Consider the following 19,800-nt stretch of genomic DNA (forward strand, 5'->3'; position numbering starts at 1 on the left):
ATGCTTAGGGTTTCTAGAACCTGAACGATACGCCCAAGGTCAAAAAAGAAGACCCGTAACCGGCTTCTGCAAAACCTGCAAAACTATCTGAAAAATACCAGCGTCCACCGACAAAAGCGCTAGCGCCCGGTCTGCTGTTTAGATCGCTGTAATTGTCACCGCTATAAATACGCATTGAGGCCATAACCCCACCGTAAACGTCGAGATTGTCAATGTCGAAACCAGTGTAATGATAGGCTCCGCGGGCACCTATGGTTGTGTATGACCAGCTATAATCATAATTGTCAAAGGAGCTGTTATAAGTAAACCTCTTGTAGCCAAGGTAGCCTCCAAGACTTATAACACCGGGGCCGGGCATGTCCCAAACACCTCTTTCGTAGCTGGCGCTAAATACAGGGCTTTCCGTAGAGGTATTGTATCCTCCGTAATAGCCGCCTAAACCTATACCGGCATTGATTACATTCGAGCCTACTTCAAATTCTTGGGCCGATGCAAACTGTACTAAAAAAGTAAATACTGCTAATAGGGTAATCGATTTTCTCATTTTTAATTATGTTTAATGAAGTCGTTATTTTAAAAGCGCTGGCGTAAAATTACGTACATATTTTTAATATATTTTCCTTCTCTTTATTATTTAGTGGAAAAGAAGGGGGGCGCTTCAGGTCTGAGGGAAAAAGAATAAGGAGGCATTGGTGGACTTCCTCGCAATTTGTTTTTGTTGGCGGGAGGTCAATCCCACTTTACGGTTCCGTTCATGGTCAAGACGGCATCGGTTTTTGTGTTGATGACCGTGGTTTCTGAAAACAACACCTCTTTTTTGTCAAAATCTATACGGTAATCCGAACCACAATCGGTAAAACTGCCAAAGTTCGGGCTGGCGCAGGCGTGCTTGTATTCGGTACCGTCTACGGTTATATTCATCGATAGGGATCGGCTTGCGCTACTGGTAGGTGCCTCGCCAAGATCTAAGCCTATAATGATAAAATTGTTTTTCAGGTCGCTGGGAATAGGGCCGTTTTCATCTATTTTGGTGTTGTTGTCGGTCAAGATTATGGTTTTGGCATGTCCGGTCAGGTCAGAACGGCCAATAGCGATATGTCCGACTTGTAACGATGAACCTATGTTGCCGGTTTCTTCTCCGGATAGTTGTATCGTTCCATAGGTCTTGGGTGTGTCGGTTTCGCCGGTCTCTTCGGAATTGCTGCTGCAGGCTACCGTTAAGCTTAGGCCGAGCAAAAGTAGGTTGGTGCGGTAATGGTTCAAGTTCAGTCTGGTATATTTCATTGGTGTGGTAGGGTTTTGGTTAAGTTTGGATTAAGAGGGTTTTAATTGTCCGCATCGCAATTTGCCGAATAGAATTCTAGCTGTGCCTTTTGTTCTGCACTTATAAAGTCTTTACAGGTTTTCAGGATCTTGGCTACGTCCGACTTTATTTCCTCACAGTCCCTGTCCTGTTTATCCCATTTTTCGTCAATGTCTTCAATTAGGTTGACACAATCAAGTGCCTTTTGTGTATCGCTAAGCTCGTCTATGGTGTCTTTAACGTTGCAGTTGCTCAAGGTAACTAGGCTCAAAAAAAGCATTGTAAAAAGGAGTGATGGTTTTTTCATGGTTCTTGGATGTTTTTTTAGGTTTTAAGGTCGGTTCTAATTATTGGTGATGGTGTATTTGTAGTTTTTAAAGGTGCCGTCGGTAACTACATAGGTTTTTCCTGTGTCTTTATTCTTTCCTGAAAAACTGAATTCTCCGGATAGGAGCTGCTTCTCGTGGTCTATTGAGGTGATTTTGATGTAGACTTTCTCCAAGACATCAAGCGTTGAACTCGTGTTGTCATTGTCATCGGTGTCTATGTTTTCCGAATAAGCGGCTAAAGCGCCTCCGACCAATACATCTTCTACAATGGTGTTCCATTCCGAACCTGATTTTACTGAATTGAAATCCTTGCCAAAAATAGACAGTAAGATATATTGGGCTTTTTTTAGGCCTAATTCGACATCAAAACCTGAAATCTGTAAAAAATAGTACCCCTTGTTTATAGAGACACCTGCGCCTGTCAGTTCTAAAAAATCAGGGGTGGCGAAGTTGCTTTCATTTACCTTGGCGGTCATAGTTCCTATGATTTCCTGGACTTCCTCTTCTTCCTCTTCTTTTTCATTTTCTTTTCCCGTGTCGACTGCTTCAAATTCATCTGCGAGGTCTTCGGTAAGCTCGTTGATGGGGTGGTTGTCACATCCAACGGCCAGAAAGGACATAAGGGTAATGACAAGGATGATTCGGTTGTAGTGATGGTTTCTCATAGTGGCAATACGTTGTTGGGTTTGACGGGGTGAAAATAGGAAGAAGTGGTGTGGCTTCCGATTTGCATTTATTAAGCGTGATGCTAGGTATGGTATGTGTCGGTTTTTTTGCTATAATCGTAATAGCTTCGTTTTTTTATGTACAGACCTCAAAAAGAACAAATTATCACAATATTTACGGCCTTTGGTAGTGCATACTTCATTGAAACTGTTAAATTTGAGGCGTTATACATGACTTGTGCATATGCCCTTACCCAGAATAAAAGTGCTTACCGTATTGCTCTTATTGTCTTTGTTTGGTGTACATGCACAACGGCCCAAGATCGATAGCTTGAGCTTGCTTTTGAAGGGGCATTTGAAGCAAGATACGCTTCGATTGAATATCTTGAATGAATTGGCCTATACCTATTACTCCGTAGACCCTGCGGCCGGGATTGCTCGGTCGACCGAAGCCATAGAATTGGGGCATAAACTGCAAAATCATCCGGGAATCGCAACCGCGTATGCCTACCAAGGGCATAATTATAGCGCCTTGGGCCAAGACTCTTTGGCCTTGGCCTCTTACGACAAGGCTATGGAGGTCAGAAGGCGTATGGGCGATCTTCAGGGGCTTGCCCGATTGATATACAATAAGGGTCTGGTTTATTTTAATGAATCTGACTATGCCCGGGCAAATGATAATAACCGAAGGGCCTATGAGGTTTTTGAGAAGGCAAAGGATAGTTTTTTGATGGCTAAAATGCTCAATAGTATAGGTATTAATCATATGTACCTCTCCCAGTATCCCGAAGCCCTGAAAAGTTACCTTGATGCCAAACGTATTTATGAAGACCTAGGGTTGACCGAAGATCGACAATACGCTTCCATCCTAAGTAATATCGGACTATTGTATGCTCGGTTGGAAAAATTTGGGCTAGCTGAAGAATTCCAGAAAAAGGCCCTTTTGTTTTTTGAAAAGAATGATTTTCAGGAAGGTGTAGCCAATGCCCTTACCAATCTTGGGAGGGTGTACAACGATACCGGAAATTCTGAAAAAGCCATTGAAAGTTATAAGCAGGCCCATGATATCATGGAAAAGAACAAAAATGAAAGAGGGGTGGCCAGTGCTTTGACCAACATGGGTATTGCATATTCTGAAATAGGCCAATATGCTGAGGCGGTACCATATTTTGAAAAGACCCAGAAGATTTATGAAAAGTTGAAGAATACCAATAACTTGGCTATTGTTCATCGGTATCTAGGAGATTGCTATGCCTTGGGGGCGCATAAAAATTTGAAACGGGCCGAAGAAAATTACCAAGCCTCTTTTCAATATGCGAAAGGTGCGGGTAGTGTAAACCTGCAGTTCAATGCCCTAGAACAGTTGGCTTCCTTGCAAAGTGAAATGGGAAATTATAAAGGGGCTTATAAAAACAAGACCGAGGCCGTGGTCTTGCGCGATAGTTTTGCTTCGGTAGAAAAGAAAGAAGAAATAGCGCTTCTCGAGGCCGAGTATGAGTATGAAAAGGAAAAGTCGGCACTTCAGACGGCCCATGAGAAAAAACAGGCTGTTTCCAAAATGGAAATGGAACGTCAAGAACTGATGATCGGGGGCTTGACAATAGGGGCATCGTTGATCGTTGTTTTTCTTGTAGTGGCTTTTCAATTGTATAAGAAAAGGGAGAAGGTGTTGTCTGAAAAGAAGATTTCGGAGTTCAAGACCAGGGTTGCCGAAACCGAACTGAAGGCGTTGCGTTCTCAAATGAATCCGCATTTTATATTCAATGCCATGAATTCCATAAGTGATTATATGGCCAAGAATGATTTGGAGACCGCTAATGGTTTTCTGGTAAAATTCTCCAAATTGATCAGGGCTATTTTAGAAAGCTCTGAGAAAAAATGGATATCCTTGGAGGAAGACCTTGAGCTTATGGAATTGTATTTGCAGATTGAAGCATTGCGTTTAAAAGATAAATTTGGGTACTCTTTTCATATAGGGGAGCAGGTTGATGTGGGGAACACCATGGTGCCGCCTTTAATTTTGCAGCCTTTTATAGAGAACAGTATTTGGCATGGCATGGCCCCAAAAGAAACTATCGGGCAAATTGACGTATCCATAAAGTGTCAAGATCGGTTTTTGGTCTGTACGGTAGATGATGATGGGGTAGGGCGACAGAAAAACGTGGCTACCCATAATGGGAAGACTTCAATGGGGTTAAAGATTACCAAAAACAGACTGGATATTATCAATCAGTTGAAAAAGGAAAACGGAAGCATTCGCGTATTCGATAAAAAAGAAGGAGTGCGAGTAGAGCTGAAATTGCCTTTGGAACTTCAATTTTAAAGATTTTATGTTGAGAGCGATTATTATAGATGACGAAAAGCACTGTCAAGACCGCTTATTCTCATTGTTGGGTGCTCATGGCGCTATACAGGTGGAAAGTATGGTTTCTTCCTTTGATGAAGGGGTGGTAGCTATAAAAAAACATAACCCTCAAGTGGTATTCTTAGATGTACAATTGCACGATAGGACCGGATTTGAGCTACTTCAAGAATTGCCCCATGTGAATTTTGAGGTCATTTTTACCACCGGATACGATACGTACGCCTTAGAGGCCTTTAAGTTCTCCGCCCTCGATTATTTGTTGAAGCCCATTGCGGAAGACGACTTGCATGTCGCCCTAGAGAAACTAAGGGAGAAAATTTCCCTACAGGAAATCTCTAAAAAAATGGAAGTGCTATTTTATAACCTCGACAATCAAAAAGCCAGTAATTTCCGAAAAATAGCCGTGCCTACGGTAGACGGACTTTCAATGATCGCGATAACCGATATTGTCCGCTGTCAATCGGATGTGAATTATACCCACTTGTTTTTAAAGGCCGATAGAAAACTTACCGTGGCCAAGACCCTAAAATATTTTGAAGCCCTTCTTGAAAAACACCATTTTTATAGAACGCACCAATCGCATCTGGTCAACTTAAGCTGTGTGGATAAGTATGTAAAGGGAAAAGGAGGCTATGCCCTTATGAACGATGGTTCGCACATAGAGGTGGCGGTACGCAGAAAAGAAGACTTTTTGAAGAAATTAATGGGATAAAAAAAACCTTCCCGAAGGAAGGTTTAGCGATTTTTTAAACGTCGCAAATGGTGACGCCTTCTTTAAGGGCCGCGATTTTATCGTCCCAGGTCGGTATAAATTCTTGGGCAACATAGCCTTTGAAGCCGGTTGCTAAAATAGCCTTCATGATGGCAGGATAAAAGAGCTCTTGCGTATCGTTGATTTCGTTTCGGCCAGGATTTCCACCAGTGTGGTAGTGTCCGAAATATTGGTGATAGTCTTGAATATTGCGAATGATGTCTCCTTCCATAATTTGCATATGGTAGATGTCATAAAGCAGTTTAAAGTTTTCCGAACCGATGGCCTTGCATAATTCAACACCCCATGCGCTGGTATCGCACATGTAATCAGGGTGGTTTACCTTAGAGTTGAGTAGTTCCATTTGTAGCACTACACCGTGCTTTTCGGCAATGGGCATTATTTTTTTTAGTCCTTCCGCGCAGTTCTTTAATCCTTCTGCGTCGTCCATGCCGTTTCTGTTTCCGCTAAAGCAGATCAAGTTGGTGTAACCGGCTTCGGCCACTTTTGGAATATGTTGGGAGTAATCGGCAATAAGTTCGGCATGAAGGGAAGGGTCGTTCCATCCTTTTTCAATACCAAATCCGGCACCCCAGCACATAGAGGCGTGAATACCGTATTTTTTCATCAAGGGCCAATCTTCAGGTCCGGTAAGGTCCATAGCCTTTATACCGAGTTGATTCAGGCTTTTTAGAAAATCTTCCATGGGAATGCCCTTGTAGCACCAGCGGCAAACGCTATGGTTGATATTTCCTTTTAATTCTGTACTTTCAGCACTTGCGGGAGCCATAGCATTTGTAGTTTTGCAGGCCACCAGTCCAACTGAGGCAGCGGCCGATGTACCGATAAATTTTCGTCGTTTCATAATTTCTTGCTATTGTGCTAAAATAAAGATAAAATATTTAGTTTTGAAAATGAATGTAGCTCCCGATAGAGAAAAATTGTTAGAATTGGCACATTATAGGATGCCTTTCGGAAAGTTTAAGGGCAGATATCTGGTAAATCTTCCGGAGCCATATTTGATATGGTATCAACAAAAGGGATTTCCTGAAGGAAAATTGGGAAATCTGTTAAAATCCATGCTGGAAATTAAGGTTAATGGACTAGAGCCGTTAATTCGGAAGATTCAAAAAGATTTTCCTAGGTAATACCTATGATTTCACGGTGCAATTTATATCTTTGTGCCCCGTAACAAAGAACACCAATATGTCGCAGACAAAGTATATTTTCGTTACGGGAGGTGTTACTTCTTCTCTAGGGAAAGGTATTATAGCCGCATCGCTCGCCAAATTGCTACAGGCTCGTGGCTACAAGACCACTATTCAAAAATTAGACCCGTATATCAATGTTGATCCGGGAACCTTGAACCCATACGAACATGGCGAATGCTATGTAACGGATGATGGGGCCGAGACCGATCTTGACCTTGGTCATTACGAACGTTTCTTGAACGTGAAGACGTCTCAGGCCAATAACGTTACCACGGGGAGGATCTACCAGAGTGTGATCGAAAAAGAACGTAGGGGGGAATTTTTGGGCAAGACCGTTCAAGTAGTACCTCATATTACCAATGAAATCAAACGACGTGTACAGCTTTTGGGCAATAGTGGCGAATACGATATTGTCATTACCGAAATAGGCGGTACCGTGGGCGATATAGAATCATTGCCTTATATCGAATCGGTAAGGCAGTTGTTGTGGGAATTGGGAGATAGCAATGCCATTGTTATACATCTTACCTTGGTGCCCTATCTTTCCGCAGCCGGTGAGTTAAAGACCAAGCCTACACAGCACTCCGTAAAAACCTTGATGGAAAGCGGTATCAAGGCCGATGTTTTGGTGTGCCGTACCGAACACGAGATTTCAGATGAGATCAAAGATAAATTGGCGCTTTTCTGCAATGTAAAAAGGGAAGCGGTTATACAATCCATTGATGCATCGACCATTTACGACGTTCCGTTGTTAATGCAAGAAGAGGGGTTGGATACCGTAGTACTCAAGAAACTGGCACTGCGCGACGATATAGAACCGGACCTTACCCAATGGAAAGAGTTTTTAGGGCAGCATAAAAATCCGAAAAACGAAGTCAATATCGGTTTGATCGGTAAGTATGTTGAACTTCAAGATTCGTATAAGTCCATTTTAGAGGCTTTTATACATGCAGGGGCAGTGAACGAGGTTAGGGTGAACGTAAAGTCCATTCATTCGGAACACCTCTCCGAAAAAAGTTTGCAGAAAAAATTAAAGGACCTAGACGGTATTCTTGTGGCACCAGGTTTTGGTGAACGGGGTATAGAAGGTAAGATCAAGGCGGTTCAACATGCCCGCGAAAACAATATTCCTTTCTTGGGAATCTGTTTGGGTATGCAAATGGCGGTCATTGAATATGCGCGCAACGTTTTGGGCCTTAAGGATGCCAATTCTACCGAAATGGACGAAAACACCCCAAATCCTGTTATTAATTTAATGGAGGAGCAAAAAACGGTAACCAATAAGGGGGGGACTATGAGATTAGGGGCCTGGGACTGTGAACTTCTTGAGGGCAGTTTGGTCAAAAAGGTATATAACGGTGCCGAAAGTATCTCCGAAAGACATCGTCACCGCTATGAATTTAATAGTGATTACAAGGCGCAACTTGAGGCAAAGGGACTTAAGGCTACGGGTATCAACAAAAAAACCAATTTGGTGGAAATTGTCGAAATACCTGAGCATCCATGGTTTATCGGTGTGCAATATCATCCTGAATATAAAAGTACGGTCGCAAGTCCGCACCCGCTTTTCGTTGGCTTTGTAAAGGCAGCATTAGCGCATAAAACGCAATAAAACAATGCCAGTATGGCATAAAATGCGGTTTTGGACATATATTTGCAAATTGACTGGACCAAACCCTAGTATTTGGCACTGCGATTCAATATGTAACCATCGTGGGTAGTCTAAAAACAATTAATTAGATGGAAGAAAAGAAAGTAGACATCAATTCCATAATCGGTTTTGTGCTGATTTTTGGGATACTGATATTTATGTTTTATCAGAATAGGCCTACTCCCGAAGAGCTCGAGGCCCAAAAAGCTCAAGAGGAACAGGTAGTGGAGAAAGTTGAAAACGACGTTCAGTCGGTAGCGGTAGATGCCCCGGCCGAAATCAACCTTCAAGATTCTACGGCTATTGCCAATTATCAGGGTAAAATAGGTGCATTCGGGTATACGACCCCTTCCGATAAGGTTACTGAACTGGACAACGAACTGCTTTCGTTGAAAATCAGTAACAAGGGTGGGCAGATTATCGAAGCCCGAATGAAGCAATACCATACGTACGACTCTATTCCGGTTTATTTGGTACACGAAGGCAACGCGTCTTTCGGACTTGATTTTACTACCACCGATAACCGCGTACTCAACACCAAGGATTTGTACTTTGTACCGTCGTTGAGCGAAAGTAACGGTAATAAGGTACTCTCCATGAAGGCCAAGGCAGGTCCTTCGCAGTTCTTGGAATTCCGGTACGAAATGAAAAAAGGCGACTACCTCGTTGATTTCACCATTCGCTCACAAGGTCTGAACGGTATCATCGACAGTAGCAAGCCCGTTGAGCTGAGCTGGAAACTTAAAGGTATCAGGCACAGTAAAAGTGTGGAATACGAAAATAGGTACACCGAGCTGACCTATAACCACGACGATGGAAAAATAGATTACTTGTCGCTTACCAGTGACGACGAGGAAACGGAGGAAGATGTAAAGTGGATATCGTACCGCCAACATTTCTTCAGTTCGATCCTGGCCACCAAAAACAATTTTAAAACAGCTGACCTTACTTCGCGTAATTTAGTGGAGGAAGAGAGCAAAGACACCCAGTTCACCAAATTGTTCGGTGCTACCGTGCCATTGGAGCTTACCGCCGGCGAGCTGGCGCATAATATGTTCTGGTATTACGGCCCTACCGACGTAAAGGTATTAAGTCAATATAAAGAGTTGGGTCTTGATGATTCCATTCCTTTCGGATGGGGTATTTTTGGGTGGTTGAACCGATATCTGTTCACTCCCTTCTATTCGTTCTTGAGCTCTTTCTTGCCCTTTGGTGTAGCCATTGTGGTGATGACCATATTGGTTCGGTTGGCGATGTCGCCCGTAACCTACAAGTCGTACTTGTCACAGGCAAAAATGAAGGTGTTGAAGCCCGAGTTGGCAGAGCTAGGGGAGAAGTACAAAGATAACGCCATGAAGAAGCAACAAGAGACCATGAAGCTTTATGGTAAGGCAGGTGTAAGCCCGATGAGCGGTTGTATTCCCGCATTATTGCAAATGCCGATTTTTTACGCCTTGTTCATGTTTTTCCCGACCTCTTTCGCCTTGCGTCAAAAACCATTTTTATGGGCGGACGATTTATCGTCATATGACGTAGTGGCCAATTTGCCTTTCCATATTCCGTTTTATGGGGATCACGTTAGTTTGTTTCCGATTTTGGCCTCTATTGCCATATTCTTCTATATGACGATGACCACAGGTCAGAACATGCCGCAACAACCAGGTATGCCTAACATGAAGTTTATCATGTATCTGATGCCGGTTATGATGTTGTTCTTCTTTAACAACTATGCAAGTGGATTGAGTTTGTACTACTTTGTTTCGAACTTGATTACCATTGGTATTATGTTGGTCATCAAGAATTTCATTTTGGACGATGCGAAAATCCATGCGCAAATTCAAGAGAACAAAAAGAAGCCTAAAAAGGAAAACAAGTTTCAGCGAAGAATGCGCGAAATGATGGAGCAGGCCGAAGAACAAAAGAAAACCGGTAAGAAGTAATCGACTGACTTCAGTATCGCTTATTTATAAAACAAAAAACCCTGACATTTCTGTCGGGGTTTTTTTTAGCATTCAGTTAGTTTGGTAAGATTTGGGACTCCAAAGATGCGCCATAACTACAGTTAAAAAAAAATAGAGTTGTCAAGTGGCTGTTTTTGTATGCTAACTCAGTAGGGCTTGTTGTCTGATTTGTTTAAAATCAAAATCATCGATAGAAAGTCTTTTTTAAAGTCCTTCATCTGACGGGTTTAAGAATGGAAAGTTGAAAGACCGTTAGTTGTAAACTGATATTTGAACTACGGATACGAACAAAAAAAAGCCGCTGAATTCAGCGGCTTTACTCTTATAATGGATAATTGAATATTATTCTTCGGTGGTACTGGGCAGTAAAACGGTATCTACGGCATGAATTACACCGTTCATGGCCTGAACATCGGCCTTGACAATATTGATTCCTGAATTTCCGGCACCGTCCGTTATGGTAAACGAATCATTGGCGGCGGTAAAGGTGAGGGCGTCCCCTTGTAGGGTTGCTGGCGAAACCAGTCCGTCACTTAAATCCCCAGAAACAATATTGGCCTCTGCTATGACGTGGTGTGTTAAGACCGCGGTCAGATCTTCTCCCTCAGGTACTTCGGCTAGTGCCGCAAAAGCACTGTTTACCGGAGCAAAGACGGTAAAGGGTGTATCTTCCGTGGTAGAGCTGAGTATGCTTACGAAATCGGGTTGTCCCTCGGCAGTAAGTACGCTCACTAAAGTTGAGAAGTTTTCACTGTCAGCAGTGGCAAAAGTAACAATGGTAGGTAAATCGATTACCATATCCACTGCGTGTATAATACCGTTGGTGGTTACTACATCGCTGATGATTACTTGGCTTGTTCCGTTCAATACAACGCCGTCATCGGTATTTACATAAATGCTCAGATTATCTCCATCTTCATTTGCCGCTACAGTATTTGCATAGCTGTTACTTAAGTCACCGGCAGCAAGGGCCGCACCCATAATAACATGGTTTGAAAGGATGTCGTTCAAAGCATTCTCGTTCAGGTTCTCAAATGCGGTAAATGCATCGTTGGTCGGGGCGAATACGGTAAACTTTTCCTCAGTATCACTTAATAGGTCGGTAAACACGGTGTTGTTGTCCGCCGTCAATGCCGCAACCAAGTCCGTAAAGGCACCGTTATAAGTGGCATGGTCTACAATGTTCGGTAGGCCTATTACCATGTCTACTACATGTATGGTTCCGTTAGAGGCCTCAATGTCGGCCGTGGTTACTGATGAACCATTAATGGTCACCCCATCTTCAATATTGACGTAGAGACTGAGGTTTTTACCATCAACCCCTGCGGTAGAAGAGGAAGTGTAGTAGGTAGATTCTAAATCGGCGGCTTTTACGTTGCCACTTACTACGTGATTCAAAAGAACCTGTCTTAGGGTTTCTTCGGGAATATCGTCTAACGAAGCGAAATTGTTATCGCTCAAAAAAGCCTGAAAGGCCGCATCGGTCGGGGCGAAAACTGTAAAGGGGCCATCTCCTTGGAGGGTAGAAACCAAATCGGCTTCGCCAAGGGCTTCCACTAAAATAGAAAGATTGGGGTCGGTAATGGCGATATCTACAATATCGGTCTCGGGTTCCATGGGAACAACGGGGGCGTTGTCATCGTCGCTACAAGAGACGAACATTACTACGGTAAAGGCTAAGCCTAATAAGCTTTTAAAATTGTTGAGAGTCATAATACATATATTAAATGTTCATATTAAATGGACAGAATACAATACCCTATGTATCATCCTTACCCACTTCCTTAAGTTAAATCTGATGCAATTTAAGCTAAAAATATAGTTTTGTTTAACTTTATTGAACAAAAGTTGAACACTTTTAAGTTTAAGGGAATGCTAAAATTGGATTTGAAAAGGTGGAATCCGTGTTTATTGACTAATTTTGTCCTCTTATTTATTATCATGAAAAAAGTAGTTGTAGGCCTCTCGGGAGGGGTGGATTCAAGTGTAACGGCATACCTCTTGAAAGAGCAGGGGTATGAGGTTATAGGCTTGTTTATGAAGAATTGGCACGATGATTCGGTTACTATTTCGGAAGAATGCCCGTGGTTGGAAGATAGTAACGATGCTTTGATCGTGGCCGAAAAGTTGGGGATACCTTTTCAGACCGTAGATTTAAGCGTTCAGTATAAGGAACGGATCGTAGATTATATGTTCGCGGAATATGAAAAAGGACGTACCCCAAATCCTGATGTGCTCTGCAACCGTGAAATAAAATTCGATGTATTCATGGATATTGCCTTGCAACTGGGTGCCGATTACGTAGCTACGGGCCACTATTGCAGAAAGGGAATCATTAAGAATGAAGATGGTTCGGAAACCTACCAACTTTTGGCAGGTGTCGACGGGAACAAAGACCAGTCCTATTTTCTGTGTCAGCTTTCCCAGGAGCAATTGTCAAAAACCTTGTTTCCCATTGGGGATTTGAACAAGCCGGAAGTTCGACAGATCGCGGCTGATAATAATTTGATTACGGCCGATAAAAAAGATTCACAGGGACTTTGTTTTATAGGAAAGGTGCGTTTGCCGGAATTTCTTCAACAAAAATTGAAGCCTAAAAAAGGGGTTATTGTTGAAGTGCCGTCGGATGTTTCCCAATACCAAAAAGAACGGCCCCAGTTTGAAAGCAAACAGGCGGAACTAGCCTTTTATTCCGAAAAGCCTATATACAGCGTTTCAGACGGTAAGGTGGTAGGCGAACATCAAGGGGCACATTATTTCACCAAGGGGCAGCGTAAAGGTCTTGATGTTGGGGGAACCAAAGAACCCCTGTTCGTAATCGATACCGATGTGGACGAAAACGTGATTTATACGGGGCAGGGTAAATCGCACCCCGGTCTGTACAGAAGGACCCTCTTTATAACCGATGAAGAATTGCATTGGGTGCGTACCGATTTGGCGCTGAACGATGGTGAAACACTTGAGGTAATGGCCCGAATTCGATATCGTCAACCCTTGCAGAAAGCAAGCTTGTATAAAGTCGATGGAGGATTGTATGTAGATTTCGAGGAAAAGCAATCCGCAATTACCGAAGGTCAGTTTGCGGCATGGTACCTAGGCGATGAACTTATTGGGTCGGGAGTAATTTCATAAAGGAAATTTTTCAATACTATATCGATGCAAAATAGAATTACGGAACTCTTCGGAATTAAATACCCGATCGTTCAGGCGGGAATGATATGGACTAGCGGCTGGCGATTGGCTTCTGCCGTTTCCAATGCCGGTGGATTGGGCTTGATCGGTGCCGGTAGCATGTATCCGGAAGTATTAAGGGATCATATAGAAAAATGTCAAAAGGCAAGCGATAAGCCTTTTGGTATCAATGTACCGATGCTCTATCCTGATTTGGGGCGATTGATGGATATTATCGTTGAACTTGGGGTGAAAATTGTTTTTACTTCGGCCGGAAACCCGAAAACATGGACATCCTACTTAAAAGAAAAAGGAATTACGGTAGTTCATGTGGTCAGTAGCCTAAAGTTCGCCCTAAAGGCCCAAGAAGCCGGTGTAGACGCTATTGTGGCCGAAGGTTTTGAGGCCGGGGGGCATAATGGTCGCGATGAGACGACTACCTTGACCTTGATTCCGGCGGTAAAGGAAAAAATAGACATCCCTATCATTGCCGCCGGTGGAATAGCTACGGGTGCCGGCATGCTCGCTACTATGGTCTTGGGTGCCGATGGGGTACAAGTAGGGAGTAGGTTTGTTGCCAGTGATGAAGCTTCATCCCATTTGTTGTTCAAGCAAAAAGTAGTGGAGGCCGGCGAGGGCGATACCCAGCTTACCTTGAAGGAATTGGCCCCGGTACGGCTTATAAAGAACAAGTTTTATAAAGATGTAGAGCAGGCTTACGCCAATGGGGCTACAAAGGAAGATCTAAGGGAACTCCTGGGAAGGGCGCGTGCCAAAAGGGGCATCTTTGAAGGTGATTTGGAAGAAGGGGAGCTCGAGATAGGCCAAGTGGCTTCGCTTATTCACGATATTAAACCGGCGGCCCGCATTGTAAGTGACTTGATGTCGGAATTTGAAAAGGCCAAACAGGGGGTGTCTTTCCTTTAATAAAAACCGTATCGAAAAATAAGAACAAAAAAAATCCCTCCAGAATCGGAGGGATTTTTTTGTTGGTCTTTAACCTTGTTTGAGATTGGCAAGGTACTCTATCAAGTTTCGCAATTCCCTTTTCGATATCAATCGGCCCATAGGCGGCATGGCCGATGGCATGTTTTCACGTTTGGCTATACGTGATATAGGGATGTCCAAAGGTTCGGCTTCCGATGTTCTCAAAGTAATTTCCTCATCGGTTTCGGCTTCGAGAATGCCGCTAATTTTTTGTCCGTCTTTTAAGGTCAGGGAAACGCTACCGTATCCTGGGGCCAATCGTGCACTTGGTTCAATAAGTGCTTCTAAGATTTGCTCCCTGCTTAGAATGTTTCCTATGTTTTCAAGGGAAGGCCCTACGTCGCCACCGGCACTGCCAATAGCGTGACATCGGGTACATTGTGCGGTAGGGTTTTTGTTGAATACGTTCCGGCCATCCCTATAATTGCCGCCGACCAAGGTTTCTTTAAAGGCGTCAATAGTGTTGCCGTTTTCCTTGAGTGGTGTTAGTTCCGCGATTAAAGTTTCGCTTCCAGTGGCTTCAACGGCCTCGATAAGGTCGAGAATAACACTTTGTTTAAGGCGGTCAGCCCTGGCTTCTTGTATCAATCCTTTTAAAACATCACCACTCTTCTCGATGGGAAGTTCTCCTAAAACACTCAATAGCTGCTGCTGTTCGCGAACAGACCCCTTTTTGAAAATGGGATTGATGATGTTCGGTAAGTTCCCTTTTGAGATATCCATTTTAGTCATCAGGCTTATGGCCGTGGTGCGAACATTTTTATCGTCATCTTTCATGCCGTATTGCATGGCGGTTTCAATTTTCTCGTAGTTCAATGTGCCCAAGGCCTTTAAGATTTCAGACCTGACCTTTGGTGATTTGTCCTTTTTCATGATAGCGAAAAGGGCGTCGTTATGGGTGTCGATTCCTAGGTTTGCCAAAGTATTGGTAATGCCGATAAGTATTTCGGTATCGCTATCTTCAAGAAAATCGGGAATGTCTTTTTCTATCTTTTGCTTTACGCTGTTCGGGTCTCTCTTGATTTCGCCTCGAAAGCGACCGTCTACGCGGTCAAGGACCGAAGGTTCTGCCCATGTGCCAATCGTAGCCAAGGCTTCACCTCTTAAAACGTTCGACCTATTCTTGTCTTTGGCGAAGGCGATAAGGTTTTCCAATTCCTTTTCACCACCAACACGAAGGGCGGCATTGATTGCCCTACGCATTAAGGGTTCTGAATTGAACTTTTCTACGGCAAGCATATTCGCAAGGGCGGGAAGCGCCGCTTCAATAGACCAGTCGTCGTTAATGGCCCTCGCAGCTTCCGTTACAATGTATTCGTCCTCATCGTTCAAGAATTGGGCGACCGCGGGGTCTTGGAGCCGGCGTAAAACGAGAACGGCGGCAATTCTAAGGCTTCGGTTCGGGTTATGCGCCAAAGGGATGATGGATTCGGTTTTTCCGATTCGGGATAGGGCCAGAACGGCCGCATGTCTCAAATAAACATCTTCATCGTTATTCGTTACAATAAGGTCAAGCAAGGGTTGTACGGCAGCGTCGGCCTTTGTTCTTCCCAAAGCTTGGGCGGCAAAGAACTGTACCCTAGGGTTGGTATGCTTTAATAGTCCGATTAATTTTGAAGTAGCTCCCGTATATCGTACATCACCTAAAATTTTTGCGGCTTGGGCAATGATTTCAGGGTCCTTATCGGATAAAAGGTTGACTAGGGGCTCGGCTTCGGCGGCTTTTGTATCGGCCATTTGGCCAATGCCCCAAATTGCGTGGATCCGGGCAAATTGATTGGGGCTTTCGGCAGCGACCTGTTTCAGTGCCTTATATCCTTTTGCGCCGTTCTTTGCCAATTGAAATTGGGCTTTTTTCCTGATGCGCATATCGCCGTATGAAAGCAATTTGACCAGTTCTTCGATTGATTGGACTTCGTAGTCGAGGGTCATAAGGCGCTTGGTCTCCTGACGTTCTTTTTCAAGGTCGTTTTTAGAAGCGTTCACATCGAGCTTCCAGACCCGGCCATAATTTTTGGTGCCCCATCCGGTAATCCAGTCCGCAAGGTACATGGCGCCATCGGGGCCAAACTGGACTCCTGTAGGTAGAACGCCGCTCAAGATACTTTTATCGGTATTGAGTTCAAAACTGGCTCCTTTGGGTTTTAGGTCAAAGGCCCAGATATTGGAACGATCCGGGTTGCCCACAAATTCGACCAAAAAGAACTTGTTCAGCCAATCTTTACCTAGGGCGGTACCTGGGTTATAGGTCATACCCGTAGGTCCGTTGTGGAAATTCTGTATAGGGGGAACAATGTATGCCGCTTGTCCTTCCCAGCGGGGAGTGAATAGCTTTTCGTCCATCCAAACCTTATATCCGTTGTTCTTGGGGTCGGTATACTTGCCGTATTGCCAGTTGGAGCGCCATCCCGAATCGGAACCTTCCACGAGGTGTACAAGGCGTTCGCTTTCACCGGCGTGGTCGCCATCGTTATCGGAGGAGATAATATTTCCGTAGGCATCGAATACAAATTCGTGGGTGTTTCTCAATCCCCTGGCGAATACCTCAAAATTACTTCCGTCAGGGTTGCAGCGTACAATAACACCTTGGTTCGGGTATTTGAACTTTTGGCCGTCGGCAGTGGTAAGGTTGGCGCCAATATCACCTATGCCCCAGTAAATCTTGCCGTCGGGGCCTTCAATGGCCCCTGACATACCATGGGCGGCAAAACCTATATGAACGGCGAAACCGTGGGCAAGGGAGGTTTTTTCGTCAAGGATCAAATCGTCGTTCGTATCGGTCAAGCGCCACATATCGGGCCCTACTCCTACAAAGACATCGTTGTCGCGTACTAAAAGTGCTCCGGCAACATCGGTAATCTCCTCGTTAAAATCTTCCAATATTCGGGTAGACCTATCGGCGATACCGTTATTGTTGCTGTCTTCCAGCATCCATACTTCGTCTTTTTCAACAGCAAGATCTTTCCAGTCATGGCTGCCATCTTCGTTAAGGTCTGGAAACCATTCGTTCTCCTCACTTTTTTCAGGGGCGAAGGTTTCGTGTAAAAACTTGCGACGATCCTCTACCGACTGCAATGAAATTGAAGCGGTCATCCAATCTTGGTGTCCCCGGATATCGAATTCCGAGTTTTTTTGTCGATTGGTACGGGTGAGGTAAACTCTGCCCTCATCGTCAATTTGCATGGCAATGGGGTCGGGAGCGAGAGAATCGGAAGCCCATAGGCTCAATTCGAGTCCCTCTGCTATTTGGGGGTTAATACTTTCCCTGATCTGTTTTGCCCGGCTTACTTCGGTAAGTGAATCTTCAACGATTACCAAGGGCGTTTCCTTTGGTTTTTTCGGTGTGGATTCGCAGGAACAGAATAAGGTGAAAAGAAGCGCGAACGCGACGAATTGGGGGAGTTTGGTGTTGATTGTCATTGTTGTTATGTATTCATTGGTATGGAGCCGATAAAAATAGGGAATAATGAATACAGAAAGCAATGTTGCCCCGTTTTTTTACTCAGCCGATACGGCCTTGGCAATACGCATGGCCTGTTCTTTTTCGTCTTCGCGGACGTAGAGCTCTAGCGCGCCATCCATATTGGCCGCGAACCCTGCCAAACGGGCGGATTTCGATTCGTCCTTGATGATCGGCACTATACCGACTTCATTCAATTTTCCTTCAATTAATTGTGCCGTAAAACGGTTTCCGGAGTAGATTTTAACATCATTCGTGTTCATAGCATTGTTTTTATAACAATATGAAGTTATGGTGTTATTCCAAATTTGACCCCCCTTAAAACGTTAATTTTTAGTCATATGAAACATGATAAAAGCAGGAGTCTAGTGTTTAGGGGGAATAAGGACGCTTTTTGTTACCAGTAACTGACCGACATGGCGTTGGCTGTGTTCGGCGGCGTGAAATAACAGGCCTAGGGTCGTTGAAGGAAGCTTTTTTCTTCCTACCGAACGCACTTCCCTTAAGGTATCCTCGTCTAAGGTCTTAAACAAAGATAGGGCCTCTTGGGTCTTCTCCTGAAAAGCGGAAACCAGTTGTGTGACAGTACGTCCTTCGTCGGCTTGGCCTTCTTTGGAGAGATAGCTAAACTGCTCTTCCGATAAGCTTTCGGCCCGGGCATAGCTCATCATACGGTCGAGTACACCGGTAATGTGCTGCAAATGAAAACCTACCGAAGCGCGACCGGCAACTTTGGTCCATAATTTGTCTTGTGGGAAATCGATCAGGTAGCGTTCTATTTCCTCGCAAGATTGTAACAGGGCGTGTGCCGCGGGTTGTAGTAGTGCGGGTATTTCCGGAATAGGGCCGCGAAGCCAGACTTCAGGTTTTGGGTTTTGCATCTTCTCAAAATTTAGGATCCGAGGTTTAATGGCTGTGCTCGTAGTGCCGTTTTAAAATATCTTGGCCGAAATCATTGGTCAGGTCGCGGACTACGGTGTGCACATGGTTGGCATTGTTTTGGGTATTGTCGTATTCTATAAGTATGGTTGGTCCGTAAATACGGTAATAGTGTCCTTTTCCGGGTTTTAGGCTTCCGGCCCAGCTAAAGGAAAGCGTGTTGATGCCGGCCTCTTCAATTTTGGACTTTAGCGATTTTGAAAACTTGGCTTCGTAGTTGCCCAAATAGAGGTCCAATAGGTTTAGGAAGAGGTTTTTTTGCGCTTTGGATAAATCGGTGAACGAAATTCCGCTAGGCTCTGGTTGAGATACGGTTCTTTGGTTACCGGTGATTATTTCGTAGGGTGCCTTTTCGGAAAACAGGGCTTGGGCAAGTTGTTGTTCTGATAAGGAGTGAACAAATGAAAACCCCATTTCGGTCTCCTTTTGAAGCACTTGTTTTCCCTTGGATTTTCCGTGCGGCACGATGCCCGGATTGGAGCCCATAAAGGAAGGTGTGGCCGACAGGATGGTTCCTTTGGAAGCTACAAAGTTCAACGATAGGTGATGTCCTTCAAAACGCCAGCCCCAAAAGTCCTTGGCTGTGGGGTTTCCGAAAATGCAAAAATGGTAGTTAAGGGCATCCCGCATCGGGGATCCATCGGGCATAGTGAGTTGCTTCTTTTCGATGACGGCCAAAACGTCTTCAAGGGCCATGATCTCAGAGGTTTTACGTAAGCCTTCCTTACTTAGCGATGTTTTTAACAAGGCCAGGGCGGCCTCTTTTTGAACCGGGTCAAAGTCTTTGAAGGTGGGGCCTTTTCTTTCTAGGGGTATATAATTGAAATTGAAACGTTCGTCATCGCTTAGTTTGAACTGGGCTTCTTGGCGTAGTTCATCGGTCAATGAAAGAAGAAAGGTTTCCGCTAGCGTATGTAGTTCTTGGGCTTGTCCTATTTGAAAAGCAACCAGGGCAAGCAGCGATACTAGGTTTTGTTTGACGGTCATGGTTTTTGTCTGGCTAAAAG

The 19,800-nt window shown here is 44.2% G+C and carries 17 protein-coding genes and 1 pseudogene; 7 read left to right on the top strand and 11 right to left on the bottom strand.

Annotated features, from left to right (window positions below; all coding sequences use genetic code 11):
• Positions 1-13 precede the first annotated feature (13 nt).
• The 4 genes from B4Q04_RS18700 to B4Q04_RS18715 form a co-directional block, all read right to left on the bottom strand.
• Positions 14-544 carry a hypothetical protein gene (locus B4Q04_RS18700; protein WP_013991947.1) on the bottom strand — a complete coding sequence of 177 codons (531 nt, stop codon included), beginning with the start codon at positions 542-544 and terminating at the stop codon, positions 14-16.
• Positions 545-729: 185 nt separating this feature from the next.
• Complete coding sequence (locus tag B4Q04_RS18705; protein ID WP_088697704.1) at positions 730-1,284, bottom strand: hypothetical protein; 555 nt, start codon at positions 1,282-1,284, stop codon at positions 730-732.
• A 41-nt stretch (positions 1,285-1,325) separates the two neighbouring features.
• Complete coding sequence (locus B4Q04_RS18710) at positions 1,326-1,610, bottom strand: hypothetical protein (RefSeq protein WP_013991945.1); 285 nt, start codon at positions 1,608-1,610, stop codon at positions 1,326-1,328.
• Positions 1,611-1,646: 36 nt separating this feature from the next.
• Positions 1,647-2,297 (bottom strand): hypothetical protein, encoded by a 651-nt coding sequence (locus B4Q04_RS18715; RefSeq protein WP_088697705.1) that lies wholly within the window; start codon positions 2,295-2,297, stop codon positions 1,647-1,649.
• 244 nt (positions 2,298-2,541) lie between these two features.
• Between B4Q04_RS18715 and B4Q04_RS18720 the strand changes: the two genes are divergently transcribed.
• Positions 2,542-4,620: a tetratricopeptide repeat protein gene (locus B4Q04_RS18720; RefSeq protein WP_088697706.1), complete on the top strand. Its 2,079-nt coding sequence runs from the start codon at positions 2,542-2,544 to the stop codon at positions 4,618-4,620.
• A 7-nt stretch (positions 4,621-4,627) separates the two neighbouring features.
• Entirely contained in the window at positions 4,628-5,374 is a 747-nt protein-coding gene (locus B4Q04_RS18725) for a LytR/AlgR family response regulator transcription factor (RefSeq protein WP_013991941.1), read from the top strand.
• A 34-nt stretch (positions 5,375-5,408) separates the two neighbouring features.
• Here B4Q04_RS18725 and B4Q04_RS18730 read toward each other — a convergent pair whose 3' ends face one another.
• Positions 5,409-6,278, bottom strand: a complete 870-nt coding sequence (locus B4Q04_RS18730) for a hydroxypyruvate isomerase family protein (RefSeq protein WP_013991940.1) — start codon at positions 6,276-6,278, stop codon at positions 5,409-5,411.
• A gap of 9 nt (positions 6,279-6,287) precedes the next feature.
• Positions 6,288-6,341, bottom strand: a pseudogene (locus tag B4Q04_RS23185) (hypothetical protein); the annotation flags it as partial.
• On the opposite strand from B4Q04_RS23185, the gene B4Q04_RS18735 reads away from it, so the two are divergent.
• The 3 genes from B4Q04_RS18735 to yidC all read left to right on the top strand — a co-directional run bounded on the left by B4Q04_RS18735 (position 6,328) and on the right by yidC (position 10,215).
• On the top strand, positions 6,328-6,561 hold the full coding sequence (locus B4Q04_RS18735; RefSeq protein ID WP_046287303.1) for a DUF3820 family protein: 234 nt from the start codon (positions 6,328-6,330) through the stop codon (positions 6,559-6,561). The pseudogene B4Q04_RS23185 and the gene B4Q04_RS18735 sit on opposite strands and share 14 nt — an antisense overlap.
• A 58-nt stretch (positions 6,562-6,619) precedes the next feature.
• On the top strand, positions 6,620-8,236 hold the full coding sequence (locus B4Q04_RS18740) for a CTP synthase (protein ID WP_013991938.1): 1,617 nt from the start codon (positions 6,620-6,622) through the stop codon (positions 8,234-8,236).
• Positions 8,237-8,364: 128 nt separating this feature from the next.
• The gene (gene yidC / locus B4Q04_RS18745) at positions 8,365-10,215 is read left to right on the top strand and encodes a membrane protein insertase YidC (RefSeq protein ID WP_013991937.1); all 1,851 of its coding nucleotides are present in this window, start codon (positions 8,365-8,367) and stop codon (positions 10,213-10,215) included.
• Positions 10,216-10,578: 363 nt separating this feature from the next.
• On the opposite strand, the gene B4Q04_RS18750 is transcribed toward yidC, so the two are convergent.
• On the bottom strand, positions 10,579-11,949 hold the full coding sequence (locus tag B4Q04_RS18750) for a fasciclin domain-containing protein (protein ID WP_088697707.1): 1,371 nt from the start codon (positions 11,947-11,949) through the stop codon (positions 10,579-10,581).
• A 228-nt stretch (positions 11,950-12,177) separates the two neighbouring features.
• Between B4Q04_RS18750 and mnmA the strand changes: the two genes are divergently transcribed.
• Positions 12,178-13,368, top strand: coding sequence for a tRNA 2-thiouridine(34) synthase MnmA (gene mnmA, locus B4Q04_RS18755; protein ID WP_088697708.1), 1,191 nt, complete (start codon positions 12,178-12,180; stop codon positions 13,366-13,368).
• A gap of 24 nt (positions 13,369-13,392) precedes the next feature.
• Positions 13,393-14,334, top strand: coding sequence for an NAD(P)H-dependent flavin oxidoreductase (locus B4Q04_RS18760; RefSeq protein WP_088697709.1), 942 nt, complete (start codon positions 13,393-13,395; stop codon positions 14,332-14,334).
• A gap of 69 nt (positions 14,335-14,403) precedes the next feature.
• On the opposite strand, the gene B4Q04_RS18765 is transcribed toward B4Q04_RS18760, so the two are convergent.
• From B4Q04_RS18765 to B4Q04_RS18780, 4 genes are all read right to left on the bottom strand, one after another.
• Complete coding sequence (locus B4Q04_RS18765; RefSeq protein ID WP_088697710.1) at positions 14,404-17,814, bottom strand: HEAT repeat domain-containing protein; 3,411 nt, start codon at positions 17,812-17,814, stop codon at positions 14,404-14,406.
• Positions 17,815-17,892: 78 nt separating this feature from the next.
• Positions 17,893-18,117: a putative signal transducing protein gene (locus B4Q04_RS18770; protein WP_088697711.1), complete on the bottom strand. Its 225-nt coding sequence runs from the start codon at positions 18,115-18,117 to the stop codon at positions 17,893-17,895.
• A 102-nt stretch (positions 18,118-18,219) separates the two neighbouring features.
• On the bottom strand, positions 18,220-18,735 hold the full coding sequence (locus B4Q04_RS18775; RefSeq protein WP_013991931.1) for a DinB family protein: 516 nt from the start codon (positions 18,733-18,735) through the stop codon (positions 18,220-18,222).
• A 25-nt stretch (positions 18,736-18,760) separates the two neighbouring features.
• Positions 18,761-19,780, bottom strand: a complete 1,020-nt coding sequence (locus B4Q04_RS18780) for a DUF3500 domain-containing protein (RefSeq protein ID WP_013991930.1) — start codon at positions 19,778-19,780, stop codon at positions 18,761-18,763.
• Positions 19,781-19,800 lie beyond the last annotated feature (20 nt).

Origin of the sequence: Zobellia sp. OII3 (assembly GCF_002211465.1) — a bacterium.
Lineage (GTDB): Bacteria > Bacteroidota > Bacteroidia > Flavobacteriales > Flavobacteriaceae > Zobellia > Zobellia galactanivorans.